This is a genomic window from Candidatus Binataceae bacterium (genome assembly GCA_035508495.1).
Taxonomy (GTDB): Bacteria; Desulfobacterota; Binatia; order Binatales; family Binataceae; genus JASHPB01.
Map to the genome: position 1 here is coordinate 49,166 of DATJMX010000072.1, position 24,800 is coordinate 73,965.

The window sequence follows — 24,800 nt, forward strand, 5'->3', positions numbered from 1 at the left end:
TCGCGTCCGAACGACCAAAAATATTTCTCTCGAACCCATGATAAGGCATGATTTAGCCTGACTTGGCTGCCAGAACCAAAAAGCAAAGATCAGCCGAACACGCGCCTTCGAAGAAGATCGAAGCGCCGAGGTCGTCCGGACTGTCGTTCTCGGAGCGCGCACGGTGGCTCGCCGTTGTGCTCGTCGCCTCCGCCTTGGTCTACTCGAGAAGTCTCGCTGGCGTCTGGCTCTACGATGATCACGGGATGATTCTCGAAAACCGCGATCTCAAGAAGTGGTCGTTCTTGTGGAAGGCGTTTTATCACGACAGTTGGTGGTACCGAGGCAACGGTATCGACCCTGCGAGCGCTTATTACAGGCCTCTGCAGCTGGTTTGGTTCGGCCTCAATTACCGCTTGTTTGGATTCCACGTTATGGGATGGCACGCCGCGCTCATTGCGATGCAGGTCGCCGTGGTGTGGCTCGTCTTCCGGGTCACCGAAGAGCTTACAGACGGTGACCTGAGCGCGGCGGTGGTCGCCGCGCTGCTCTTCGGCTTGATGCCGATTCATGCACAGGCGGTATCGTGGATATCTGCGGTGCCCTTCCCGATGACGTCCCTGTTCGAGCTAATCGCGTTGCTGGCACTCGTGCGGCGCGGTCCAATGTCGATTCGCAGAACGGTTGAGTCACTGACGTTCTTTGCATGTGCACTACTGAGTCACGAGTCCGCGGTTGCGTTCCCCGCCGTTGTGGCGGCCTACGGACTTATCGTGGAGGAACCCGAATCCGCTGGAGCGCCAACCTGGCGGAACCGAATCATTGATGCCGCACGACGGAGCGCTCCATTTTTTGGGCTACTTGCGATCTATATGGTCATCCGCTTTCTGGTGCTCGCGCGGATCAACAATAAGGCAGTCGATCATCTACCCTTCGCGACTGCGCTCTTCACGGTTCCCTGGATAGTCGGGCGCTACCTCGTACTTCTTCTGGCGCCGTTTCGGGCGTACCCCGGCCACAATGTGACGCCAGTGACCGGCCTATGGTCGGGGCGCTTATGGATTTCACTGCTGGGCCTGCCCGCGCTAGCAGTTGCCGCTTTTTTTCTGATGCGCCGGATGCGTCGCGCGCGCATTTATTTTTTTTGCGCCGCCTGGGCCGCCTTCGTGCTGCTCCCGATGTTGGACATCGTGGCTTTCCGCCCGGGAGCTCTCATGGAGGACCGTTATGCATACGAAAGCTCTGCGGCCTGGTGCGTCCTGCTAGGGTCGTTGGTGGCAGAGCTAATTACGGATTATCGCGCGGTACGGACCTACGTCCTGGCGGGCCTGGCGGCAGTAGCAGCGGCCCTGGCCATCAACCTTTGGACCGGTCAGCGACTGTTTCACGACGATTATGTGATGTTCACCTGGTGTACCGCGGATATTCCGCACTCCTGGCTATGCCACGAGTGGCTTGGAAAAGCGCTAATGGATCGCGGCGATCTAATTGGCGCGGACGACGAATACACCACGGGAATGCGGATGGATCCTGAGCCGCAGAGCGCGCAATACACGCTCGGGATGATTCACTATGAAGAAGGCGATCGGCGGGCGGGCCTTTTTGAAATGCTCAACGCGCTTCGCGACGCCAAAGAATTCAACGCAAATCAGTACGCCCAGTTGCTCAGGGTTTCAGTCGACGGTGGTAACGAGGATATAGCCAAAAAGGTTATCGTACTTGCGCAAAGGTATCCCGCCACGCGTGCGGCCGCCCAACTCGGCAACGCAAAGCTCGAGCTTGCGCACGATCACAAGCAAGATGCATTGACGATCCTCGAGGCCACTACCGCCAAGTATCCCGATGACGGCGACGCGTGGATCCTGCTCGCCGAGACGCAAGCCGACCTCGGGCACCTGCCTGAAGCGACCGAGGCAGCCAGGCAGGCGGTTGATAGCACACCCGACGCTGAGTGGTTCCACATGGTCTATGCCAAGCTGCTCGATCGAAGCGGCTATCATGATGAGGCCGTGGAAGAATATCGCAAGGCGCTGTCGCTCGCGCCCAAAAACCAGCAGCTCGTGCAAACCGTGGAACGCGAAGCACCCGAAGCGATGCACTAAAGCCCAACACCGGCAACGCGTTGGCTTCCTCCTCAAAGCAACTGCGAACCACCCGCGCGAAGAATCGTCGCGTCGATGAGCGCCGGGCACAGCGCGACCCTGCCACGCTCTCGATGCACCGGATTCGGATCGCGGCGCTGCTCGCGCTCTCAGCGCTAGTCTATGCGCGATCGCTCACCAACCAATTCGTATACGACGATAACGAGGAGATTCGTCTCAACCATTTCATTGGTCAGTGGTCGTTCATCTGGCGATCGTTCGTGAACGATTCCTGGTGGTTCCGCAATCCCTCCCAGTTGCCGCAAAGTGCCTACTACCGTCCCCTCCAGGATGCGTGGTTCGCGCTGAACTACCACGCCTTCGCCATGAATCCGGTGGGATGGCATCTGACGATGATCGCGCTCGAGGTCGTCGTGGTGTGGCTCGTGTTTCGTGTCGCGGAAGAACTCACGGGAGACTTCACGTCCGCGCTCGTTGCGGGCGCGCTCTTCGCCGTGATGCCAGTGCATGCGCAGGCGATCGCATGGCCGTCGGCGATACCATTGCCGATGTCGGCGGCGCTCGAGCTGGGTGCGATGTTGTTCGTGGTGCGACGCGTCGAGAGCTCGCGCGCGTGGGCGCTGATACTCTTCGCGCTCGCGCTGCTGAGTCACGAATCGGCGATCATGTTTCCCGCGCTCGTCGCTGCATACGCATTTTTATGCGCCCCGGGCGCGACGGACGAATCGCCAAGACAGCGCGCCCGCGCCGCCCTGCTTTTCAGCGCGCCGTTTTTCCTCGTCGCGCTGATCTATCTTGGCGTGCGCATCGCGATTCTGGGATTCATCACCCAGCACAATCTCGGCAATCACCTGGGCACTTATACAGTTCTGCTCACGACGTTCGAGGTAATCGGGCAATATCTGGTGCTGCTCGTAATTCCGTGGCGCGCCGATCCGTCGCATGCGATTGCTCCGATAGCGAGCCCCTTGACGCCGGCCTTCTACCTGACGCTCCTCGGGATCGCCGCAATCTCGATCGCGGCATGGGCAATCCTGGTGCAGCGGCGGCGCGTCGCACTCTACCAACTGTGCGCACTCTGGATATTTCTCTTTCTCGCCCCAGTCCTGAATCTCGGCGCACTCAACCCAGTCGAGCTAGTCGCCGATCGCTACCTCTTCATGCCCTCAGCCGCATGGTGCATCGCACTCGGCTCGCTCTCGGGCGAACTCATGATCTACAAGGAGGCGCGCAACGCTGTGACGGCTATCGTCGCGGCTTTCGTTTTCATATCAGCGGCGATTCTCTGGCACGTACAAGGCTTCTGGCAGAATGAGATCGCCCTCTTTACGCGCGCGACGCAGGTTTCGCCGGGATCCTCGCTATGGCACGAGCGTCTCGGCATGGCGCTTAAAGGTGATGGCAAGCTCGACGACGCATTGCGCGAGCTCGCCGCCGCCGATGCGCTCGATCGAGAATCCGGTACGGCGCTGTACAATATCGCGCTGATCCATTTGCAGCAGGGCCATCCGAAACTGGCGCTCGAAGAGATGGTTCGGGCGTTGCCGCGGATCAAAGATGCGCCGCCGGGCGCATACGGCGAGGCCGCGCGAGTCGCGATGAATATCGGAGACTTCGCAAAGGCCGAGAATTTGCTCGACCAAGCCTCGAAGCTCCGCGGCGGCGGCGGTCCCACTGCTATCGGCCGCGCGGAGATCAAGATCATGCAGCACGACGATGCGGCCGCGATTACGATCCTGAAGGAAGCGACCAAGGATTATCCCGAAGATTCCGAGGCGTGGACATTGCTCGCGCACACTGAATTGGAGCAAGGCGACTACGCTGATGCACTAATCGCCAGCGAACGCGCGGTCGCGTACGCGCCAAACGCGGGATGGGCGCGTATCCTGCACGCCGAACTACTCGACAAAGCCGGCCGCCACGACGAAGCGATAGCGGAATATCGCCGCGCCCTCGAGGTTCAGCCCGACGATCCTCAAATCAGAACAACAATCGAACAAGTAAAGCCCCAGGCGTTACAGTAGGCACTCAGCTTGCCGACGCTGGATCGAGCCGGCGAGTATCAGTAGCAGCGATCTTCCAGTGCGTATCGCCGAACAGTTCGAGTATCTGTTGATGGTATGCCGTGAGCGCTGGATTATGACTCACGCTTACGAACGTGACGTGCATATCGCGCAATAGATTATAGAGTCGCTCTTGATTGTTTTGGTCAAGCGCGGAAGTTGCTTCGTCCAGAAATACATAGCGCGGGCGATTAGTCAGCAGGCGCGCAAAGGCGAGGCGTTGTTGTTCTCCGGGCGAGAGCATACTGGCCCAGTCGAGCTCCATCTCGAAGCCGCCGCTGCGCTCGGGAAGGTCGGCAAGATTCACCTCAGTGAGTACTTTACTCAGCTCGGCCTCGCTCAGTCCGCTGGCGCGGGGATAGCAAATCTGGTCGCGCAGTGATCCGAGAATCAAGTAAGGTTTCTGCGGCAGGAACATCGTATTAGTAAGTGACGGCCGCTCGATCTGACCTTCCCCTGTCGACCATAGTCCCGCAAGCGCGCGCAATATCGACGTCTTGCCGGTGCCGCTCGGACCTCGCAACAGCAGGCCCTGACCACTCGATACTTCGAAGGACAAATCACTAACTAACGTCTCACGATTATCGGGAGTTCGCAGCGTCATCGCTTTTACCGCCACGCGATCGCTCTCCTGCGTCTCGATATGCTTTCCGCCATCGGCTTGAGTCGCGCGGCATTGTTCCTCGAACGTCGCGAGACGGTTTACGACTGCGGCATAGCCGGTCAGGCCTTCGATAGTGCTGACGACGACCGAGAATGATCCCTTGACGGTGCCAAATGCGCTGGCCGCCTGCATGAACTGCCCGAACTCCATGCGATGAGCGAAATATCCACCGGCCAAAACCATATATGGCAGCAGCGCCACGCAATTGTTGTAGGTCTGGGTGACGTATGCGAGCCGCCGCTGGCGGAATATCAGCCGATTATAGTTATTGAACAATGCCGCAAAGCGGGCGAGGAGATGGCCGGTTTCGCGCTGCTCTCCGCTGTACATTGCAATCGATTCGGCATTATCGCGCACCCGAACCAACGCAAAACGAAAGTCGGCCTCATAGCGTTGCTGATCGAAGTTGATCGGGATGAGCGGCCGACCCATCTTTACCGACGCCCACGTCCCGACGAGACAGTAGCCGAGGCAGATCGGCACGAGGATCGGCGATATTGTCCACAGAATGACAAGAAATACCACGCCATTGACGAGTGAGGTCCCGAACAGGTCCACGTAGGCGAGCGCGCCGCCGATAAATGAGCCGATATCTTCGCTGATACGCTGATCCGGATTATCAACCGAGCCAATCTGTCCGATGCGATAGTACGCTCGATTAGTGAATTGCAGCGAGATAAAGTGATGCGTCAACCATTCGCGCCATACGATGATGAGGCGCCCGGTGAACCAGGGATAGAATGCCTGCACCGGAATAAAGACCAGGAATATAGCGATTACATATAAAACATTTGTGCGGAATATCGCATAATCGCGCTGATTGAGAGCATTGTTTACATTGCGCCAGACGTAACTCAGTTGGACGTTGATCCCGATACTCATTGCGGTCAACGCGACTAGCACGCCGAGCAGAATAAGGCCCTGCCGGCGCCGATCGGAAACCCAGTAAGGTTCGACCAGCGACCACCATCGCTTGAAGAACGCAGAATCGAAGCGGTCCATCTGTGGCAAGGAGCAGCCCTCCTTGCCCACATACTACACCGCCAATTCAATCGAGGCAGAACCTATGTAACGTGTGGCGGCCGAAAGCGCGCTTTCACCGCACGAAGATTACGCCGAAGTGATTGTCGGTTACCTCTCCGGTTGCGCTGAGCGTGAAGTTCGAGGTGATTAGCCCGGTGGCGCCAGCGAATTGTCCTTCGCCGCCGTCGACTCGCCACATTACCGAACCGTGTTGTAGTCCTTCTTCGGGGCTCTTGCCGAGATAGCCTTGGCCAACGGTCGAGAAGCGCAGCGCGTGATTCGAGTCGCCGAAACGAATCGTGCCGACTTCGTCAAATGATGTCTCGCCGGTGAGCGTCACTTCGGATTCGAACGAGGCCTTGCCGCCCTGCGCGGGCTGGATCGTGCCGCTCACGCCTTGAGCGCCGATGATCGAGCTGACGGTGCAGCTCTGCGCGCTGGTCGTCGCCTTGATCACACCCGTCGCGCCCGCCTTGGGAGTCGCGCCGCCTTTGAACTGCATCACGTAAACAACCTGCTTCATGGAATTCTCCTTGTTGACAATCAGTGCCCCGGCGCATGGCCCCAGGACTCGGCGCAGCTCATGATATCGATCGATTGGCTGTGCTGCACGGCCTGATACTTTTTCCAGAAGGCGTTGTCGATCGCACGCTGCTCGGCCGGCTCACGCCGCATCCATCGATGCAACGCGGCGGGACCGCCGTTGTAACCAGCGTACGCCGAGCGCGCGAGCGCGTCGCCACGCGGATCGCGCCCGCCCGATCTTACCGCGTATTCCATCATGCGGCTGAGGATTTCTGCGCCTGCACCCGCGTTGTAGAGCACGTCCCACTTCAGGCGGTCGATATTGTAGAAGCCGCGCCACACACGCTTGTTCACCTGCATCAGGCCAATGTCGCCGGTCGACGATTCAAGCCATCGCACGTGCCCGTCGGCCAACACGAACTGGCGCCAGCAGCTCTCCTGCCACGCCGCGCTGAGCACGAGATTTTTGTAAACCGGCTGAAAGCGTGTATCGACTTGGTCGATCGAAAGTTGGCGCTGGGCACTGAGATCGAGCAGTTGCCCCATGTTGTTGCGATAGAGCTCGGAATTGGCCGCGTTGACGACGGCGCGTCTGAGCACGTGCGCGACGTTTTCCAGCTTGCCCAGAATTCCCGGCTCGTCGGCGTATGCGTCGGCAGGCGAAAGGATCCTGAGCGGCCACGACAGCCACGACGTCGAGGCCGGCGTTGCAGTGGGACTCGGCGTCGGCGTCAGCGACGGCGCGATGGTTGGTGGAACCGCGGGCGTTGAAATAGTCGGCACGATCGACGGCGTCGAAGACGGCGATTGCGCCGGCAGAGTCGGCGATGGCGAAACTATCGCCGTCGTTCCTGCTGACGGCGACGGCGTCGGGGTCATCGCCGTGGGCGATTCTCCCGGAAGGGGGATCGGCGCGTCGGTTTCTTCCAGCTTGCCCGGCATCTCGGGCGGTTCCGGAACGTCGAACAATTTTTTCAACTCGGGATCTTCGGTGTAGTCGTATGCGAGTGGATCGCCCGTCGCCGCCGGCGCGAGAATATGCGCGAGGCGGCGCAGATCGTCGGCCGAGATTCGCATGCCGAGCGCCGGAGCGGCCTGGTCGAGTGCGAACAGCGCGTCGCCTGCGGAGATGAAGGACATCAGCTCGAGTCCACGCGCGCCGAGCGTCCCGCGCACAGCAGCAGCTTTCACGGCGTCGTGAAGCTGATTCCACTCGTCGAGGAACAGCGCGCGCACAGGGTCCGGGCCGACGCTCGCGGGGCCGGTCGACAGTGCCGCGACGAGGCGGAAGCGGCTGTCGAGCAGAATCTGCATGATGTCCCTGCGAAACTGCTCGTCGCCGGCCGCGATACCCATCTGCTTAATCGCGAACGCCAGGAACGCGTCCCACTGATCGAGCAACTTCTGAAAGGCCGCGACCTCCTCGGGCGTAAGCGGCGCGGGCGTGCCGGCCGCGATTGCGCCATTCTCGTTCGGCACCGTGATCACCAGCGTGATGCGCACTCCACCATCGGTCGGTGTCACGTCGGGCTCGCTGCGCAGCGTCGCCATCGCGGTGCGGATACGGTCGGCGACGTCGGGCGTGGAGGCGGCCTCGGCGAGTGCGCCCAACTGCTGCACCGCGGGGTTTAGATCGTAAGTGAAGCTCTCGAAGCGCGGGATGAAGTATTGCTTGATAAGGTCGAAGCCCTTGCCGACGAAAACTGACTTCTTGTGATGCGCATCCAACAGGTTGAGATCGCGGACGTGAAACTTGAGCTGCAGGTCCGGCGTGATATAGGGCGCGGTCGCGGCCTCGATGAACCCATTCCATTTGATCGGCGTGAGGCAGTTGGCGCCGATCGGGACGCCGAGCGCGAGATTCGCCGCAGTCTCGAATTTCAGCGCGGTGCCGATGCGGCTGAAGTCCGGGTTGATGGCGTTCAGAAACTGGCAGTTGTCGCCGCCGCTCCAGAGTTCCGCATGCCCGTCAGGCGCGATGTAAATCTGATGCTTGATAGCTTCGCGCAGAGCGAGATAATCGATCGTAAGCGGAATCTTCACCTCCGATGCGCGAGCGGATGAGGGTCCGGCTGCCAAGATTGCCAAAGTGATCAACAAAAAAAGTGCAGCACGCACCGCAATCGCTCGCATCAAAACGAATTTCGCGCGAAAATTGTTTTGGCAACGCCGCGGACGGTCGGCCATGGCGACGGATCTCAATCCTGGCGGCGTTTGAGTTAATCGTGGCTCCGGCCTTTGTGCAAAAACGTGCATTGATGACAGCGTCACCCATTATTCTATCTGGTATGGTGACGGGTGGCCGAGTGAACCGTTCAGGAATTTTGGGGCGGAATCAATGATGACTTCCGATCGGCAATCCGGTCGTCAGGAAAACTTCTACGAGGCTGAGGCGCCGCAGGCGTCGCGCGAGCTCGCCGAGTTGCGCACCGCCCGCGACTACGTGGCGCCGTTCGAGATCGTGCGCCGCCGCGTTATTGACGACCTGTTCGAAGGCAAGATGACGATCGACGCCACCGTCGTCATTCGCGTCGGCAATATCGAAGAGACCGAAGCCGCCTCGGGCGTCGGCGTCGTGCATGCACTCGACGTCGCGCTGCGCAAGGCGCTGCTCAAGTATTTCCCGTATCTGGCCGACGTTAAGGTCACCGAGACCTACCAACACGCCACCGGAGAATCGACCGAGGCCGACGTCGTATCGATCAAGAAATTCTCCGACGGCAATCTGATCTGGACCACGCTCGCCAAATCCGCCAACACGATCGAAGCGGGATGGCAGTCCCTGCTAGACGGCTACGAATGGCGCATCTGCACGGAGAACATGCGGAACAATCGCGCCAGCAGCAATCCCCGTCTGTCACGCCGGTGATCACGTGCCGGGCCGCAGCGGCAAGGCTCCACCTGGAAAGCTCGCGGTGCTTTACGATGGCTCGTGCGAGATGTGTGTCGCGAGCATTGCCAAGCTCAATCGATTCGACAATTCCGGCGCGCTCGAGATGTTTGATCTCGACGACGCGCGCGCCCGTGCCGAGTTTCCTGAGCTAAAACGCGAAGACCTTGTGCGCGAGCTTCACGTCGTCGATGAGGGCGGACGAATTTTTCGTGGCGCTCGCGCGATCAACGAGATCCTCGGCCGACAGCATGGCGTCAGAAAACTGCTCTCCTATCTCTGGTACGTGCCGGGCTACGCCTGGCTCGCCGACCGCCAGTACAAAAAGATCGCCGCCTCGCGCTACGATCGCGACGCCGACGGCCGCCTGAAATCCACGGCCGCCGCGCCACGCTGAATCTTCACGATCACATTGCCGGCGTCGGATGCATCACGTCGGCGATCCAATCGGCTGCGATCTCAATTGACAGCGGCACGTTGTCGATCGAGCAATGCTCGACGCCGCCATCCTCGGGTCCGAGCACCACTAGCTTTCGATTCGCGCTGTTGATCGCCGCATCGTAAGTCTTCTGCCCGTGATCGATCGGAATCTGCCGATCCGCGCCGCCATGCATCACGAGCAACGGGCAGGTGATTTTATCGGCGACCGCCTTCAACGTCAGCCGCTTCAGAAACATAAGCGCCTCGGGCATCGATTTCGCCCCCGCTACCCACATCATCTGGTCATCGACCTCAGGCACCGAGCGCGCGTAGCGATCGCCGTGCGCCGTGCGCATCGCCATCACGTCTTCCGCGTCGAAGAAGGCGCCCAGCGCGACGCAGCATTTAAGACGCTTCTCAAACGCTGCGGCGCGCGGCGCGTAGTAGCCGCCGAGGCTCGCCGCCTGGATTCCGATTCGCGAGGGGTCAACATCGCTCCGCGTCGCGAGGTAATCGATACACGCGGTCGCAGGTTTCTCGGACTCAGGGTCGCCCGCGATACCATTCAACCGAAGCGCGCCGCCGCTGCCGGGCTGATCGACGAAGAGGCTCGCGATACCGCGGCGCGCGTATTCTTCGGCGGTCATCAGGTAGTTGAACTCCTTGACCCAGTCGAAGCCGTTGAACTGGATGACGCACGGCGCGGGGGCGATCGAATTGGCGCGCACGAACACCGCGGGCAGCTTCGAGCCGCGATATGGAATTTCGACGAACTCCGCGGGATCGCCACGTAGCTCGACGCCGGCGCGGAATGCCTTGAGCGCGAGCGCGTAAAGCTCGGCCTTGCGCATGTCGCGTGGACTAACCGGCCGCTCCGCCATCATGTAGTAAAGCGCGGCGCGCAGGTTCTTGCGTCCCGCGCTCCGATGATGACCGGCAGTCACATCGGCATGAGCCTGGCGCGTCAATCGATCGCCAAGATCGCACCAGGCTTTGACCCACGCCGGCGTTGCGACCGCGGATTCCGCCGCTTCGACCGCCCGCAGCGGGCGGCATACCGAGTCGATGTCGGAGGCGACCGCGCCCATTTCGAGCGCCGTCACGATCGCCAGGTTCCACGCGTAGTTGGTCTGGAAGTATTCGAACATGTCAAATCCTCCTTGCGGGTTTGGTTGCTGTCCGCGATGAGCGGCCCGGGCGTTTCGATTCGCGGCGCGCTCCGAGCGCAAGCGTGAGGAATTGATCGACCAGCCGCGAATTCAATTCCTCTTGCGTGAGATGAAAACGCATCGGCTCGACCTCACCGAAGACCAGCCGCTGGTGCATCACGGCCATCACGCCGCGGAACGCGAAGTCGATCGCCTGGTCGCGCTCGGATGGCGAAAGCCACGTCAGATGCGGTCCGAGCAGTAGGGCGAGGCGCTCGGAGATGTGCCGCAGCATCTCGGCCGCGCGCTCGTTGATCTCGCGATCGTTGACCAGGAGAGCCGCGCGGATAAGCGGCACGTTGCGCCACCATCCGGCGATCATTGGCCCGAGGCACTCGCGCACGATCGTCTCGAGGTCCTTGCCCTGCCATCGGGCCGGATCGAGCTCGCGATCGACGAGCTGAAGAACCGCCTCGCGATGGCGATCGTGGGCGGCGAGCACGAGCGCCTGCTTGTCGGCAAAACGCGCGTAGATAGAAGTAACGGCGACGCGTGAGCGGCGCGCCAGCTCGGCGATCGTGATCGCCTCGAAGGGCTTGCGCTCGAGCATCCGGGTAAAGGTGGCGAGCACCCGCTCCATCGTTTCATGCGAGCGCCGCTGCCGCGGCGCATGCACGCGCTTGGTTCCCGAGGATGTCACGAGATGATCGGTCATAAATGTAATTGTAGTTCTATTACAAATACCGTCGGAGTCAAGGCACCCTGAAAGAGCCGGAAAAATATGGTGAGCGGGCGCCCCTGCCCGCCATAAGACGGTGCGCCGCCTTCACTGGAATTGGTGGCGAGAGCCGTTAAGGTTCGCGCGCCTCAGTGGCGGGCAGGAACGCTCACCCCACCCATATTTTCAGTCAAAAGAAAAGATCGTCATCCCGAGCGAAGTCGAGGGATCTTGGAGGCCCCCAAAGGTGCCAGTGCCAGACATCGCGCGTAGCGCCTTCGTTATGTCAGGGCGCTTCGCGCCCGGATGCTACGTGTCGAACTTTGCGGCGCCGATTCACTTGCCGAGGAGTTCGCGCTGAGCCGGCCGCGCGCCTTCATGATTGAGCAGCCAGCGCTTGCGATCGAGGCCGCCGCCGTAGCCGGTCAGCGCGCCGCTCGCGCCGATCACGCGATGGCACGGAAGCACGAGCACAACAGGATTCGAGCCGTTAGCCATTCCAACCGCGCGGCTCGCGCTGGGCTTGCCGATCTGAAGCGCGAGCTCGCCGTAGGTCGTGGTGGTGCCGACGCGAATCTTGCGCAGGCGCTGCCACACGTCGCGCTGGAACGGCGTCCCGCCGGTCTTTGCGGGGATTTTGTCGATCGCAGTGAGGTCGCCATCGAAGTACGCGCGAATCCGATCGCTGAGGTGCCCGGGGTTGCGCGCATCCTTGAGCGAATATTCGCCGTAGTGGAGACGCAGGTACCGATGCATCCGCGATTCGTAGTCAGAGAAATCGGCGGCGCGGAGCGACTCGCCGTCGGAGACCAGCAGCATCACACCAATCGGCGTTTTGATGCGATCAAGCAGCAGTTCCACTTGCAATCCTCACTTTCGTCGCGGCTTCCAGCATCCACAGATGCATCACTGCGTAGGCACGCCATGGCCGCCATGCCTCGCCGGCTTCCAGCACGCGCTTCGGGTTGCTCTCGCCGAGGGCTTTCATGACGCCGAGATCAGAATGCGGAAATGCGTCGGGCCAGCCGAGCGCGCGCATCGCGATGTACTGTGCGGTCCATTCGCCGATACCCGGCAGGCTGCGCAGGTGATCCATCGCGGCTGTGACATCGGCGAGCGGCGTCAGTATCAGCTTGTCACGGGTGATCGCGCGCGCGAGTTCGATAATCGAGCGCGCTCGCGAGGCGATCACGCCGAGGCGCGCGATGTCGCCGACTTCGAGCTCCGCAACGCGCTGCGGAGTTGGAAATGCCGTCTGCAGCGTAGCGAAAGGCGTCTCGACCGGAGTGCCGAAAGCCTTGGCGAAGCGGCCCGCGATCGTGCGCGCCGCGGCGACGCTCACCTGCTGTCCGAGAATCGCACGGACCGCGATCTCGAATCCGTCGAATGCGCCCGGCACTCGAATACCTGGATGATCGACCGCGAGAGCGCCGAGCGTTTCGCCGATCTCCTCGGGGTTCGCCGACAAATCCATGAGATGCTTGATGCGCGCGAGCACCGCGGGCAGGACCTTCATCAGCGATGCTGCGATCATCACGCGCAGAGCCGGTTTGCGCCGCGACGGCGATACTTCGATCCAGCCGAGATGCTCTCGGCCGTCGCGCACGATTCGAACCGTGCGGCGATATGAGGTTACCGAAAATTCCTCGACGCCGCCGACGCATCGCATGCCGAGAAATCTCGTTAGCGCGGGCCAATCATACGGCGGGCGATAGCTGAGCTCGAAACCCAGAGCTTCGGGCACCTCGGAAATCGGCGGCTTGCGCAGTCGCGAAGGACTCAGCCGATAGCGCGACTTGAACAGCGCATTGAAGCGGCGCAGGCTGCCGAATCCCGAAGCGAACGCGATATCGGTCACAGTCGACGCGGTGTCAGTGAGTAATCGCTTGGCGAGCAGTAAGCGCTGGGTCTGCGCGTAGGCAATCGGCGCGACACCGAACTCCTCGTGAAACACGCGGCGCAGATGACGATCGGTCACGCCGAGCTTCGCGGCGATCTGCTCGAGGCTCTCATCGGCATTGGCCCCATCTTCGATCAGGCTCGCGGCTGACTGTGCCAGGCGATGGGATGCATCGACGCTGGCGTTGCCAGGCGCGAGCTCAGGACGGCATCTGAGGCACGGCCGATAGCCGGCGGCCTCCGCCGCCGCCGCGCTAGGAAAGAAAGTGCAATTCTCCCGCTGGGCCGGCCTTACCGTGCAGATCGGGCGGCAATAAATCTTCGTCGATGAGACGGCCACGAAAAAGCGGCCATCGAACCGCGAGTCACGCGCCCTGAGCGCCCGGTAACAAAGATCCGCATCGAGTTGCATGTCCGCATCATAATGCTCGGGCAGCAACGATGCTCGCCATTTTCGGACATCGAAATGTTCCTGCGCGATTTTGTTGGTCTGCGGCATCCGAGGTTTGCGCATCGGGTGGATCAAGTCGCGCCGTGGCGACGCGCTTGCGCGTCAGGTGGCAGCAATCGAAGTCGCGCCGGAGGAGCGGAAGTTACCGCAGCTCGACGGCGCCGGGCGATAGCATCTGCTCGAGTTCCGTGACGAATTGATCGGTTGGCGTGACGCGGTAGCTGTCGCCGAGGAGCATTATGGCTTCGCGGCCGTCGTCGAGGCCGAGATGCAGGTAGGTTAGCGATTTGCCGCGGTTGCGTTGGAGGGCCTTGCTCAGGGCTTCGAGGCCGCCGTTGTCAAGACGGCGCATCGAGGCGGTGATACGCACCTCGCGCACCGAATCTACCAGTGCCGCGCCGAGGGGAGTCAGCGTGTCGAGGATGATTTGTGCGCGATCCTCATCGATATCGAGCTTGCCGCGGATGATCACCGGCTCGTCGCCCATGATCAGCTGCTCGTGCTTCGCGTACGTTTCGGGCCACGCGATTCCTTCGACGGCGCCCTCGCGATCCTCGATCGAGAAGGTGGCGTAGCGTTTGCCGGACTTGTTGTTCTTGAGCTTTACCGCGTGAATTACGCCCGCGAGTTGAACCTGGCTGCCGTCGGGGACGCTCGTGAGATCATTGGTAGTGAGCTTGGTGATGCGGGCAACCTCGCGCTCGAAGCCGTCGAGCGGATGGGCTGTAATGTAAAAGCCGAGCGCGTCTTTTTCGTGTTTGAGTTTTTCGCGCGTGTTCCATTCGGGGATCGGCGCGCGCGGCGGCAGGTCCGGCACCTTCACTTTGCCGCCGAACAGGCCCATCTGATTCTTCGCGGCGTCTTCCTGCGCCTTCTGCGCGAGGCGAAGCACGTCTTCCGCCTGCGCCATCAACGCGGCACGAGCAATCTTGAGCGAATCGAAGGCACCGCATCGGATGAGTGCTTCGAGTACGCGCCGATTCACGAGCGCCGCGCCCACCCGCATGCAGAAATCGACGATGCCGTTAAAGTGCCCGCCCTCCTCGCGCACCGCGATGATCGCCTCGGCCGTCTTCGCGCCGACGCCGCGGATCGCACCGAGGCCGAAACGGAGTCCGCCCTCTGTTACCGCGAACTTGACGCGGCTTTCGTTGACGTCAGGCGGCAGCATCTTGATGCGCATCTCGCGCAGCGCCGCGATGTTCTTGTAGGTCTTGGCGTTGTCGTCCATGTCGAGCGACATCAGCGCCGCCATGAACTCGTGCGGATAATGCGCGCGCAGGTAGGCCGTGGTGTAGGTCGTCAGCGCGTAGGCCGCGGCGTGCGAGCGGTTGAAGCCGTAGGAGGCGAAGGTCTCGATTTTTTCGAAGATCGTCGTCGCAAGCTCAGGCGTCAGGCCATTCTTTTGCGCGCCTTCGAGAAAATGAACGCGCTCCTTTTCCATGACGACCTTGTTCTTTTTGCCCATCGCGGCGCGCAGCAGGTCTGCTTCCTGGAGCGTGTATCCCGACAGCGCCTGCGCCGCGCCCATCACCTGTTCCTGGTAGACGATTACGCCGTAGGTATCCTTGAGCACCGGCTCGAGCAGCTTGTGATCGTACTCGACGCGCTCGCGGCCGTGCTTGCGATCGACGTAGTGCTGGACCATCGTCTTGCCGTCCTGCACCGCGTCGAGCGGGCCGGGGCGGAAGAGCGAACCGGCGGCGATGATATCGTCGAAGCAGGTCGGCTTGAGATCCGAGATGAAACGGCGCATCCCCGAGCTTTCCATCTGGAACACGCCGACGGTATCGCCCCGAGAAAGCAGTTTGTAGGTATCTGCGTCATCGAGGCGCAGGCGCGCGAGGTCCGGCACTTGCTTGCCGTCGGCCTTGATCAGCGCGAGCGTGTCGGTGATAAGCGTCAGGTTCTTGAGCGCCAGGAAGTCGAACTTGATTAGGCCGATCTCGTCGATGCTCTTCATCGCGTACTGGGTAATCGCGAGCGAGTCCTCGGTGTACTCCTTGTCGACGTAGAGCGGCACCATCTCGTTGAGCGGCAGGTCGGAGATCACGACGCCGGCCGCGTGGCGCGAGGCGTGACGCAGCAGCCCTTCGAGCTTGAAGGCGTAGTTGAAGAGCTCCTTGTACTTCTTGCGCTCTTCCTTGAGGCGCGGCTCCATCTCGAGCGCCTGCTCGAGCGGGAAATCGCGGCCCTGCTTGGGCGCGGGATAAAGCTTGACGATGCGATCGGTCTCGGCGAACGAGAGTCCGAGCGCGCGGCCGACGTCGCGAATCGCCTGCTTACCCTTGATCGTGCCGAACGTGATGATCTGCGCCACACGATCGGCGCCGTACTTCTTGCGCACATATTCGAGCACTTCGTCGCGGCGCTCGTAGCAGAAATCGACGTCGATATCAGGCATCGACTTGCGCCCGGGATTCAGCCATCGCTCGAAGAGCAGCTTATGCTCGACGGGATCGACCTCGGTGATTCCGAGCGCGTACGAAACGAGGCTGCCGACGACCGAGCCGCGGCCCGGCCCGACGGGAATTCCCTGGTTCTTCGCATAAGTGATGAAGTCTGAGACGATGAGCATGTAGCCCGAGAATCCCATGTCGCGGATGATCGGCAGCTCGCGATCGAGGCGCGCCTGGTACGCGCTTTCATCGACATCGGGGCGGCGCGCGCGAATTTCATCGAGGCGCGCGGCGAGACCCTCGCGGGCACGGCGTTCCATCTCGACATCGAAGTCGATTTCCTTGTCGGTGCGATAAACCGGGAAATGAAACTTGCCGAACTCGAACTGGAAATCGACGCGGCGCGCGATCTCGACCGAGTTGCGCAGCGCCTCGGAGTCGGCGCCAAAGGCCGCCGCCATTTCCTCGGGCGTTTTGACGTAGAGCTCGTCGGTATCGAAACGCCATCGCGTTTCGTCGGCCATCGTCTTGCCGGTCTGGATGCAGAGCAGGACTTCATGGGCCTTGGCGTCGTCGCGATGCAGATAGTGGCAGTCGTTGGTCGCGACTACGGGCAGGCCGACCTGCTTTGCGATATCGCGCAGCGCCTCGTTGAAGGGACCGTGCAGCTTGTTGTCCTGGAGCTCGATGTAGAAGCGATCCTTGAAAACGCGCGCGTACCACTCGGCGCATTCGCGCGCTTTGTCCGAGCGCCCGCCGCGGAGCCATCGATTGATCTCGCCGGAGAGGCATCCCGAGAGAACGATGAGTCCCTCGTTCAGCTCTTCGAGCAGATCCTTATCGACGCGCGGCTTGTAGTAGAGGCCTTCCTGGTAGGCGTGGGTGAGGAGCTTGCAGAGATTCTTGTAGCCGGCGCGATTCTGCGCGAGCAGGATCAGATGGTAGTTGCCGCCGCCGTCGAAGTCATCGCTGCGCGGCACTTGCGAGCGATCGGTGCGCTTGCCCGGCGCGAGATACGCCTCGCATCCGATGATTGGTTTAATCCCCGCGGCAGTTGCCTTCTGGTAGAACTCGACGGCGCCGAACATGTTGCCATGGTCGGTCATCGCAATCGCTTCCATCCCGGAGGACTTGGCGTGTTCGATAAGCGGGCCGACCTTGTTGGCCCCGTCTAAAAGGCTGAATTGAGTATGGACGTGTAGATGAACGAAACTCATCGCGCCCTTGCCCCTCCGCGCGGCGGATCGCACGTCCGATCCGCCTCCTCATCATCTGGAATGTAAAATCGCGCGCGCCGATCGTACGACGCGCGCGAGTGGTAGCGCTACTTCTTGCCTGCGGGTTTGTCCCCAGCCTTCTCGTCCTTGGCGCCTTCAGCAGCGGGAGCCGCGGCAGCACCTTCGGCAGGCGCCGCACCTTCAACCGCGCCTTCCGCAGCCGCGGCGGCAGCCACAGGAGCCTCAGCCACGGTGGGAGGCAGAACGGTCACGATCGGATAATCGGTATCGAAGATCGGCTTGACGTTGCCGACGAACTTGAGCGCGGAGACGTGCACCACGTCGTGAATGTCAACGTCGGTGACATCGACTTCGACCGTCTCAGGAATTTCAAGCGGCAGGCATTCGACGAGCACCGAGCGCTCGAGCGGCGACAGGATTCCGCCGTTGCCGATACCCTTGGCCTTGCCGACGAACTTGAGCGCCACTTCGACGCGCAGCGGTTTATTGAGATCGACCTCGTAAAAATCGGCGTGCAGGATATCGCCCGACACCGGAGCGCGTTGCAGATCCTTGAAGATCACGTGCTTGCCGTCGAGCTCGGCGGTCGCGGACTTGAGCTTGATGATACGGGCGTGGGCCGCGGCTGAAACTTTGGCTTTCAGCTCGGCGGCATCGACCGCGATCGAAGTCGGCGTCGTCGTGGGTCCATAGAGCACGGCCGGCACCCGTCCCTGGCGGCGCAGCGCGCGGGACAGGTTCTTCGGACGATCGGCACGTTTTTCACAAGCTAGTTCAGCGGTTTCCATTATTGCGTTCCTTGTATGACGGCCGCTCAGTTGAAGAGCGAGCTGACCGACTCCTCATTATGAATGCGTAGAATCGTTTCCGCCAGAAGGCTTCCTACCGTCAGAACCTTGAGCTTGGAGAGCTCGGCCTGGGCCTTGGCCCTGAGCGGAATACTGTTCGTGGTGACGATTTCCTTGATGTTCGACTTGTTGAGGCGATCGCAGGCCGGGTCGGACAGAATCGGATGGGTCGCGCAGGCGAGCACTTCCGATGCGCCCGCGTTAGCGACGACCTTGGCGGCCTCGGTGATCGTGCCGGCGGTATCGATCATGTCGTCAACGAGCACCGCGATCGAATCGCGCACATCACCGACGAGCTGCATCTCGGCGACCTCGCTCGCGCGGCGGCGGCGCTTGTCGATAATCGCGAGGTTCGCGTTGAGGCGCCGCGCGAATGCCCGTGCGCGCTCCACTCCGCCCGCATCAGGCGATACGACGCTGACCTTCTGCCCGTCGACGCGTTTGCGCAGATAGTTCATCAGGACCGGCATCGCGTACATGTTGTCGACCGGAATGTTGAAAAAGCCCTGGATCTGGCCGGCGTGCAAATCGACGGTGAGCACGCGATGCGCTCCCGAGGTTGCGATCAAATCGGCTACCAGCTTGGCGCTGATCGGCACGCGCGGCGCGACTTTACGATCCTGCCGCGAATAGCCGAAGTAGGGGATCACCGCCGTGATACGTCCGGCCGACGCGCGCCGCAGCGCATCGATCAGGAGCAGCAGCTCCATCAGGTTATCGTTGGGCGGAGAGCAGGTGGACTGGATAACGAAGCAATCGCCGCCGCGCACGTTCTCGCGCACCTCGACCATCACCTCGCCGTCGGGAAAACGTCCGACTTCGGCTTCACCCACCTTGACCTTGAGATGGTCGCAGACTTCGCGCGCAAGTGCGGGGTTGGAATTACCGGTGAAGATCTCCAGTTGATCTTTGACCCGATCCGACATCTATCTCGTGTTCCTCGCGCGCTCGTTCAAAGTTCCAAACACTTCACGGCCGACTGGCGCTGAGAATTATGGCTGGGCGGGAAGGATTCGAACCTTCGAATGCCAGGTCCAAAGCCTGGTGCCTTACCAGCTTGGCGACCGCCCAGCGCGAAAATCCGTTTCGAAGGCGTAACCCGCGTGCCTAGTGCTTGCACCAATCAACAAAAAGTTCCAGTGCCGGTGGAGGCTGGGCCTCGGACCGGCACCGTTAAACGCTCAAATATCCGCCCGTCGAGGCCTTGGCGGCTCGCAAGAAGAGGTATCGCCAAAGCCCAGGCCATAATCCGCTCCCGGGTGGAGGAAATGCGATGTTATTTGTGCGGTTTTTGGCTGTCAATCGGAGCGCGAGGCTTCGATTAACACGCGATACACAGCTCATCCCCATGGCGCGTCGGTTGGGCTGGTAAGCTGAATTCCCCAGTCGTCGACGATTTTGCCATCGATCATGCGATAGATGGCGACTGCGCCCATCGCGAATTTCTCGCCCTTGGCAGGAAACCCGGGAGTGGGTTCGCCGACGAAGGTGCCGCGGATCGTCATGCGCATCACGACGCGATCCTCGGTGGCGAAGAGATCGTCGATAGTATGCTCCGCGTTGCCGATAAGGGTCGACCCCGCTTGAGCAATCCTTCTGGCACCTTCGAACCCGCGCGGCCATCCCGGGAAATTCGGCGAGCGAAACACAAATTCGGGTGAGCAGACTTCGTTGATTACGTCGTAGTTACCCCTGCCGAGCTCGCGCAGGAAACGTTTGAAGATCGCGAGATTCTCGGCCGCGGTCATTTTGGCGTCCCTCGTTGATCGCTGCCGATCGTTGCGGTCACGACGAATCTCGTTTTCGGCGCGCGCTGTTGAGCGGCCTGCGCAGCGCGCTCGGCCTCGTCGCGTGATCCGAAGATCCCGAACACGGCGCTGCCGCTGCCGGTCATTTGCGCGGCGCACGCGCCAAGCGATTTGAGAAGTTCGATCAGCGTCGAGATTTCGGGATGCTGCTCTGCGGCCACTGCGGCGAGATCGTTGACCGCGATCGCGGACGTGATGTCGCCGCGCCTTACCGCCTCGATATCGGCGGCTTCGGCAGGGCCGCGCCAGTTTTCTTTTTTCAGCACGCGAAAGACTCCCGCCGTTGCGATACCGAATGGCGGTAACGCAAGCACCAGCGGCATCGAGCCGATCCCCTCGAGCGTCGCGAGCTTCTCGCCGATTCCCGTGATTCGTGCCGGTCGCGGATCGAGAAAGAATGGCACGTCGGCTCCCAGACTGATCGCGATACGATGCAGCTCCGCTGGCGCATCGATGCGCGCGAGCCGCGCCATCATTCGCAGGACCGCGCCCGCATCGCTCGAGCCGCCGCCGAGTCCCGCGCCTACTGGTATCCGCTTGTCGAGCCGGATCAGCACAGAAGCATCGAGGTTGAACTGGTTTTGAAACGCTGTGGCGGCGCGGCTCGCGAGGTTGGTTGCCGGATCGCCGAGCTCGGTCGCATCGCAGAGGAGCCTCACGGAGCGGCCGACGCCATCGCGATATTCGATACTGACGGAATCGGCGAGCGCGATTGGCAGAAAGATCGAATCGAGTTCGTGATAGCCGTCGGCGCGGCGGCCGGTCACGCGCAGAAAGAGATTGATTTTTGCTCCCGCGCGCTCGGCGAGCAGCTTAACCATGTGGCCGAGAAGTCCTTGCTCGGCCGCTGGCCGTGGAGCTCAGCGTACGGACCGCGCGCCGCGAGTCCTTTTGAATCACGCGAATGAAGCCCCAGAAGCCGAGCAGCAGACCGCCGATCACCATCACGCGCCCAGCGAGGTACGTGGCATGATAGAAGTCCATCCGCGCGGTGGCGAATGAGACCTGGCGCTCCTCGTTGGTGAAGGGTTCGAGCACGGCGCCGGCGCTCGCGTCGAGCTCGTCGAAGCTGCGGATATCGGTCGCGTAGTCCTGTTCGCGCGCCGACGCCACTATCTGGCTGTACATCTGCGTGCGCGAAAGGCCGATCACCCAGTTGGTCGCGCCGAGCAGCACGAGAGCCAACCCGGCAGTCACGCGCCAATCGGTATAAGTATCGCGAAGCTTCACGCCTCAGGATCATAGAGGGCAGCAGACCCGAAGCACAATGCGGGCGCAATACGTTTGTTGCGCCGCAAAGCTTGGAGCCGCTATGATCGCGAGACAGCCTGCCATGCCTGTTGAAGCCCAAGCGACTCGAACTGAGTCTCGTTCACCCCTGGATTCGCTGCTGGAGCGCTTTGCGCGCCGCGAAACGAGCGCCCTCGCGCGGCTTATCACGATGGTTGAGAATCGCGCCGCCGAGTCGAGCGCAATCATCGAGCGTATCTACAGTCAAACCGGCACGGCGCACATTATCGGCATCACCGGCCCTCCCGGCGCGGGCAAATCGACGCTGACCAACCGCCTCATCGCGAAATATCGCGGCCTCGGAAAGTCGGTCGCTGTGCTGGCGATCGATCCTTCGAGCCCGTTCTCAGGCGGTGCCGTGCTCGGCGACCGCGTGCGGATGACCGATCATTACAAGGATGCGGGCGTATATATCCGCAGCATCTCATCGCGCGGCAGCCATGGCGGCCTGAGCCGCGCGACGCGCGAGATCGTAAAGCTCCTCGATGCCTACGGCCACGACATCATCATTATCGAGACGGTCGGCGTCGGGCAGACCGAGCTTTCGATCATGGATCTGGCTGACACAACGGTCGTTGTCACCGTTCCCGAAGGCGGCGATTCCGTTCAGGTAATGAAGGCCGGGCTCAACGAAATCGCCGATGTGTTCGTCGTCAACAAGGCCGACCGCGAGGGCTCCGATCGGATGAAGGCGGAGCTAGAGCATAACGTGCATCTGCGCAGCGGCGGCGGATGGCGTCCTCCAGTCCTCATGACACAAGCGGTCACCGACCAGGGGATAGATGCGGTCGTGAACGCGATCGCAAAGCATCGGGAATGGCTTAAGGAAACGCGGGATGCGGCGCGAATCGCCGAGCGCCGCACCCATGAATTCATCGAGGTACTGGCGGCCGAGCTCGAGGAGCGAACCCTCCGCGCTGTCGCCGCAGGCGGGGCCGCGAAGCTGGTCGATCAGGTGCGCGCGGGTGCGCTCAATCCCTACAGCGCGGCACGGCGCCTGATCGAAGACCGCGATTCGCTCGGCGCCTTGCTACAGAACGGTACGGGAAAGTAAAAGGAACGCCTCGGAGAGCGGGTATTTGTCGTTTCGCAAACCAAAAATCGAAGGACGCTTGTTTGCGATAGGCGACATCCACGGCTGCGCCGACGAAGTCGATTCTCTGATCAAGGCGATCGCCCCGACCGCGGGCGACACCGTCGTATTCGTCGGTGACTATGTCGATCGCGGCCCCTCAGCGCGCGACGTTATCGAGCTCGCGCTCGATCTCGAAAAGACCAAGGCCGAGTACGTGTTCTTGAAGGGCAATCACGAGGACATGATGATGTCCTACCTCGGGATGCCCGGTAATTACGGCGAGTCATTCCTGTTCAACGGCGGAATCGCGACCCTCGAAAGCTACGGCGTGGGCGAGGCTGACCTCGAGCGTGCGCACGAGCTCTTGCCGGAAACGCATACCGACTTCCTGCGCCGCCTCGGCACCAGTTACTATCGCCCGCCGTATCTCTTCGTCCATGCGGGGATCATGCCGATGCGCCAGCTCGAAGAGCAGCAGGTCGAGGACATGCTGTGGATTCGGCAGGAGTTTATCTTCAACCCGCACAAGCTCGACGCGATCGTGGTGTTCGGCCACACGCCCATGCGCGGCGTGATGATCGATTTGCCCTACAAGCTTGGCATCGACACCGGTCTCGTCTATGGCGGCAAGCTGACCTGTATCGAAGTGAACGAGGGCGCCATCTACCAGGTCGATCGCCGCAGCCGCCAGGTTAAATCCAAGAAGGTTCCGCTCAGGTAAGGACTTTCACGGCTCGCCCGCTCGATGTAATCTTTTCCGTTCCGGTGGCGACGTAGCTCAGTTGGTTAGAGCATGCGGCTCATATCCGCAGTGTCGTAGGTTCGACTCCTACCGTCGCCACCAAATGCTCTTGGTCAATTGCCGCAGAAGTCGCAGACCGAAGTCATTCGTCGCGGATGCGACGTCGTTCGTCGGCGTAAGCGAGGGTTGAGCCTCAGCTCGCGCGCATGCGAAGGCTACGATCGGAATTAGAAGGACCGCGATGCGGATCGCGGCTTTCGCTCGACCGATCATGATGCCCCCCGGCGATCGTCAGTTCGCGGTCGCACCCATCGTGGGATGCCGTAGTTCCGGGACGAGACCGTTGCCCATCAGATCGATGAAGTTGTCGCAGTAGAACCTGCGCTTGGCGGCTTCGGGCGTGTCGCGCATCGCATCTTCGAAGCGCCGCAGCGGATTGCGCCCGCCTTCGACGTGCGGGAAGTCCGATGAAAACATGCAGACCTCGTCGCCCGAGTTGGCGATGATCCAGCCGGTGTCCTCGGCCGGATACGGCGTGACGCGCACTTGCCGCCGTACGAACTCGCTCGGCTTCATCGAAAGCTGCTTCAGCCGGTCTTCATTCTTGATAAACGCGACGAACGCCGAGTCCATCGAGCGCATCCAGCCCGGCACCCACAGCGCGCCCTGCTCGATCACGCCGAACATAAGCCGCGGGAATCGATCGAGCACGCGATCGAAGATCATCGTCGCAAGGGTCTGCATCGGCGGATATGGAATCGCCATGTAATCGACGGAACGGAAGTTGCCGTCGCCGCCGTGGAAGTCCGGCACCGGCGGCATCCCATTGACGAAGTAGTCAGGTGATATGAGCTGCCCGCCGCCGCCGACGTGGAACAGGATCGGCAGGCCGGCTTCCTGCGCCTGCGCCCACACCGGGTCGAATCCGATGTGACTGGGTGAGTGTCCCTTGGGGCATCGCGAGGGGATGAGCAGCGCCTTGGCGCCGATCGCGATCGCGTCGCGTGCGATCGTCTCGGCCTCGGCAAAGTCGGCGAGCGGCACGTAGCACGACGCGAGCAGGCGGCGATCCACGGCGCAGAAATCCACCATCGCGCGATTGAATCCGCGCGCCACCGCGGTGCGCATCGCGGGGTCGCCCTTGTGCTCGAGATCGAGCAGGCTCAGGAACATCGTCGTGAACACGAGCTGGCTTGCGAAACCGAGCCGGTCGAGCGCCTGCGGACGATCCTCGCGCCGCCACGAACCGAGCGCCTCGTAGTTCTTGTGCAGCAGAATTTCGTCGGCAACTTTGGCGCGCCAGGCAGGATCGTCATGGCGTCCGCGCACGATCGCGAACAGATCGCGCCCGCTCTTTTCGCCGAGCGCGCTGAAGAGATTCTTGCTGCTTATTTCCCTGGCGTAGCGTTCCTCGACATAGCCGTCGAGAAAAGTCGGCGCCTCCATGATATGCGCGTCAGCGTCGTGAATCGTCTGCCCTTCGACGTAAGCCATAGCCCGCGAACCTCAATATCGTTA

20 protein-coding genes and 2 tRNA genes are annotated in these 24,800 nt (G+C 61.5%); 7 read left to right on the forward strand and 15 right to left on the reverse strand.

Annotation, left to right across the window (positions count from 1 at the left end; translation table 11 throughout):
• Nucleotides 1–176: 176 nt before the first annotated feature.
• Together VMA09_21070 and VMA09_21075 are read left to right on the forward strand one after the other, a co-directional pair.
• Nucleotides 177–2,081, forward strand: a complete 1,905-nt coding sequence (locus VMA09_21070) for a tetratricopeptide repeat protein (GenBank protein HUA36115.1) — start codon at nucleotides 177–179, stop codon at nucleotides 2,079–2,081.
• Between the two features lie 20 nt (nucleotides 2,082–2,101).
• On the forward strand, nucleotides 2,102–4,105 hold the full coding sequence (locus VMA09_21075; GenBank protein ID HUA36116.1) for a tetratricopeptide repeat protein: 2,004 nt from the start codon (nucleotides 2,102–2,104) through the stop codon (nucleotides 4,103–4,105).
• 4 nt (nucleotides 4,106–4,109) lie between these two features.
• On the opposite strand, the gene VMA09_21080 is transcribed toward VMA09_21075, so the two are convergent.
• The 3 genes from VMA09_21080 to VMA09_21090 all read right to left on the reverse strand — a co-directional run bounded on the left by VMA09_21080 (nucleotide 4,110) and on the right by VMA09_21090 (nucleotide 8,399).
• Nucleotides 4,110–5,810 carry an ABC transporter ATP-binding protein/permease gene (locus VMA09_21080; protein ID HUA36117.1) on the reverse strand — a complete coding sequence of 567 codons (1,701 nt, stop codon included), beginning with the start codon at nucleotides 5,808–5,810 and terminating at the stop codon, nucleotides 4,110–4,112.
• 94 nt (nucleotides 5,811–5,904) lie between these two features.
• A complete protein-coding gene (locus tag VMA09_21085) occupies nucleotides 5,905–6,354 on the reverse strand; it encodes a hypothetical protein (protein ID HUA36118.1) in 450 nt (149 codons plus the stop codon).
• A 20-nt stretch (nucleotides 6,355–6,374) separates the two neighbouring features.
• Complete coding sequence (locus tag VMA09_21090) at nucleotides 6,375–8,399, reverse strand: transglycosylase SLT domain-containing protein (protein ID HUA36119.1); 2,025 nt, start codon at nucleotides 8,397–8,399, stop codon at nucleotides 6,375–6,377.
• Between the two features lie 298 nt (nucleotides 8,400–8,697).
• Here VMA09_21090 and VMA09_21095 point away from each other — a divergent pair, with 298 nt between their 5' ends.
• Nucleotides 8,698–9,225: an alpha-isopropylmalate synthase regulatory domain-containing protein gene (locus tag VMA09_21095; GenBank protein HUA36120.1), complete on the forward strand. Its 528-nt coding sequence runs from the start codon at nucleotides 8,698–8,700 to the stop codon at nucleotides 9,223–9,225.
• Between the two features lie 4 nt (nucleotides 9,226–9,229).
• On the forward strand, nucleotides 9,230–9,643 hold the full coding sequence (locus tag VMA09_21100; protein HUA36121.1) for a DUF393 domain-containing protein: 414 nt from the start codon (nucleotides 9,230–9,232) through the stop codon (nucleotides 9,641–9,643).
• A gap of 10 nt (nucleotides 9,644–9,653) precedes the next feature.
• Here VMA09_21100 and VMA09_21105 read toward each other — a convergent pair whose 3' ends face one another.
• From VMA09_21105 to VMA09_21155, 11 genes are all read right to left on the reverse strand, one after another.
• Nucleotides 9,654–10,814 carry an alpha/beta hydrolase gene (locus VMA09_21105; GenBank protein HUA36122.1) on the reverse strand — a complete coding sequence of 387 codons (1,161 nt, stop codon included), beginning with the start codon at nucleotides 10,812–10,814 and terminating at the stop codon, nucleotides 9,654–9,656.
• 1 nt (nucleotide 10,815) lies between these two features.
• Nucleotides 10,816–11,529, reverse strand: coding sequence for a TetR/AcrR family transcriptional regulator (locus VMA09_21110; protein HUA36123.1), 714 nt, complete (start codon nucleotides 11,527–11,529; stop codon nucleotides 10,816–10,818).
• Nucleotides 11,530–11,868: 339 nt separating this feature from the next.
• Nucleotides 11,869–12,393, reverse strand: coding sequence for a methylated-DNA--[protein]-cysteine S-methyltransferase (gene ogt / locus VMA09_21115; protein ID HUA36124.1), 525 nt, complete (start codon nucleotides 12,391–12,393; stop codon nucleotides 11,869–11,871).
• Nucleotides 12,377–13,945: an AlkA N-terminal domain-containing protein gene (locus VMA09_21120; GenBank protein ID HUA36125.1), complete on the reverse strand. Its 1,569-nt coding sequence runs from the start codon at nucleotides 13,943–13,945 to the stop codon at nucleotides 12,377–12,379. Before VMA09_21120 ends, ogt begins: the two co-directional genes overlap by 17 nt.
• Before the next feature lie 79 nt (nucleotides 13,946–14,024).
• Nucleotides 14,025–17,498 carry a DNA polymerase III subunit alpha gene (gene dnaE / locus VMA09_21125; protein ID HUA36126.1) on the reverse strand — a complete coding sequence of 1,158 codons (3,474 nt, stop codon included), beginning with the start codon at nucleotides 17,496–17,498 and terminating at the stop codon, nucleotides 14,025–14,027.
• A 107-nt stretch (nucleotides 17,499–17,605) separates the two neighbouring features.
• A complete protein-coding gene (locus VMA09_21130) occupies nucleotides 17,606–18,307 on the reverse strand; it encodes a 50S ribosomal protein L25 (protein HUA36127.1) in 702 nt (233 codons plus the stop codon).
• Between the two features lie 26 nt (nucleotides 18,308–18,333).
• The gene (locus VMA09_21135; protein ID HUA36128.1) at nucleotides 18,334–19,293 is read right to left on the reverse strand and encodes a ribose-phosphate pyrophosphokinase; all 960 of its coding nucleotides are present in this window, start codon (nucleotides 19,291–19,293) and stop codon (nucleotides 18,334–18,336) included.
• 69 nt (nucleotides 19,294–19,362) lie between these two features.
• A tRNA-Gln gene (locus VMA09_21140) sits at nucleotides 19,363–19,438 on the reverse strand.
• A gap of 269 nt (nucleotides 19,439–19,707) precedes the next feature.
• Entirely contained in the window at nucleotides 19,708–20,115 is a 408-nt protein-coding gene (locus VMA09_21145) for an ester cyclase (protein ID HUA36129.1), read from the reverse strand.
• Entirely contained in the window at nucleotides 20,112–20,996 is an 885-nt protein-coding gene (locus VMA09_21150) for a 4-(cytidine 5'-diphospho)-2-C-methyl-D-erythritol kinase (GenBank protein HUA36130.1), read from the reverse strand. The genes VMA09_21145 and VMA09_21150 overlap by 4 nt, the downstream gene beginning before the upstream one ends.
• Nucleotides 20,989–21,405 (reverse strand): hypothetical protein, encoded by a 417-nt coding sequence (locus VMA09_21155; GenBank protein HUA36131.1) that lies wholly within the window; start codon nucleotides 21,403–21,405, stop codon nucleotides 20,989–20,991. Before VMA09_21155 ends, VMA09_21150 begins: the two co-directional genes overlap by 8 nt.
• Before the next feature lie 103 nt (nucleotides 21,406–21,508).
• Between VMA09_21155 and meaB the strand changes: the two genes are divergently transcribed.
• The 3 genes from meaB (at nucleotide 21,509) to VMA09_21170 (ending at nucleotide 23,384) form a co-directional block, all read left to right on the forward strand.
• Nucleotides 21,509–22,519, forward strand: coding sequence for a methylmalonyl Co-A mutase-associated GTPase MeaB (meaB, locus tag VMA09_21160; GenBank protein ID HUA36132.1), 1,011 nt, complete (start codon nucleotides 21,509–21,511; stop codon nucleotides 22,517–22,519).
• 25 nt (nucleotides 22,520–22,544) lie between these two features.
• Nucleotides 22,545–23,261: a metallophosphoesterase family protein gene (locus VMA09_21165; protein ID HUA36133.1), complete on the forward strand. Its 717-nt coding sequence runs from the start codon at nucleotides 22,545–22,547 to the stop codon at nucleotides 23,259–23,261.
• A 46-nt stretch (nucleotides 23,262–23,307) separates the two neighbouring features.
• Nucleotides 23,308–23,384 (forward strand) — tRNA-Met (locus VMA09_21170).
• Nucleotides 23,385–23,573: 189 nt separating this feature from the next.
• Here the strand turns inward: VMA09_21170 and VMA09_21175 are convergent.
• On the reverse strand, nucleotides 23,574–24,776 hold the full coding sequence (locus VMA09_21175; GenBank protein HUA36134.1) for an amidohydrolase family protein: 1,203 nt from the start codon (nucleotides 24,774–24,776) through the stop codon (nucleotides 23,574–23,576).
• Nucleotides 24,777–24,800: the final 24 nt, after the last annotated feature.

What these genes read in the sequence shown, in the direction of transcription:
- VMA09_21120 (HUA36125.1), bottom strand. Translation starts at nt 13,945, where the DNA reads ATGCGCAAACCTCGGATGCCGCAGACCAACAAAATCGCGCAGGAACAT.
- dnaE (HUA36126.1), bottom strand. Translation starts at nt 17,498, where the DNA reads ATGAGTTTCGTTCATCTACACGTCCATACTCAATTCAGCCTTTTAGAC.
- VMA09_21175 (HUA36134.1), bottom strand. Translation starts at nt 24,776, where the DNA reads ATGGCTTACGTCGAAGGGCAGACGATTCACGACGCTGACGCGCATATC.
- meaB (HUA36132.1), top strand. Translation starts at nt 21,509, where the DNA reads ATGCCTGTTGAAGCCCAAGCGACTCGAACTGAGTCTCGTTCACCCCTG.
- VMA09_21145 (HUA36129.1), bottom strand. Translation starts at nt 20,115, where the DNA reads ATGACCGCGGCCGAGAATCTCGCGATCTTCAAACGTTTCCTGCGCGAG.
- VMA09_21080 (HUA36117.1), bottom strand. Translation starts at nt 5,810, where the DNA reads ATGGACCGCTTCGATTCTGCGTTCTTCAAGCGATGGTGGTCGCTGGTC.
- VMA09_21105 (HUA36122.1), bottom strand. Translation starts at nt 10,814, where the DNA reads ATGTTCGAATACTTCCAGACCAACTACGCGTGGAACCTGGCGATCGTG.
- VMA09_21130 (HUA36127.1), bottom strand. Translation starts at nt 18,307, where the DNA reads ATGGAAACCGCTGAACTAGCTTGTGAAAAACGTGCCGATCGTCCGAAG.
- VMA09_21110 (HUA36123.1), bottom strand. Translation starts at nt 11,529, where the DNA reads ATGACCGATCATCTCGTGACATCCTCGGGAACCAAGCGCGTGCATGCG.
- VMA09_21095 (HUA36120.1), top strand. Translation starts at nt 8,698, where the DNA reads ATGACTTCCGATCGGCAATCCGGTCGTCAGGAAAACTTCTACGAGGCT.
- VMA09_21085 (HUA36118.1), bottom strand. Translation starts at nt 6,354, where the DNA reads ATGAAGCAGGTTGTTTACGTGATGCAGTTCAAAGGCGGCGCGACTCCC.
- VMA09_21135 (HUA36128.1), bottom strand. Translation starts at nt 19,293, where the DNA reads ATGTCGGATCGGGTCAAAGATCAACTGGAGATCTTCACCGGTAATTCC.
- VMA09_21150 (HUA36130.1), bottom strand. Translation starts at nt 20,996, where the DNA reads ATGGTTAAGCTGCTCGCCGAGCGCGCGGGAGCAAAAATCAATCTCTTT.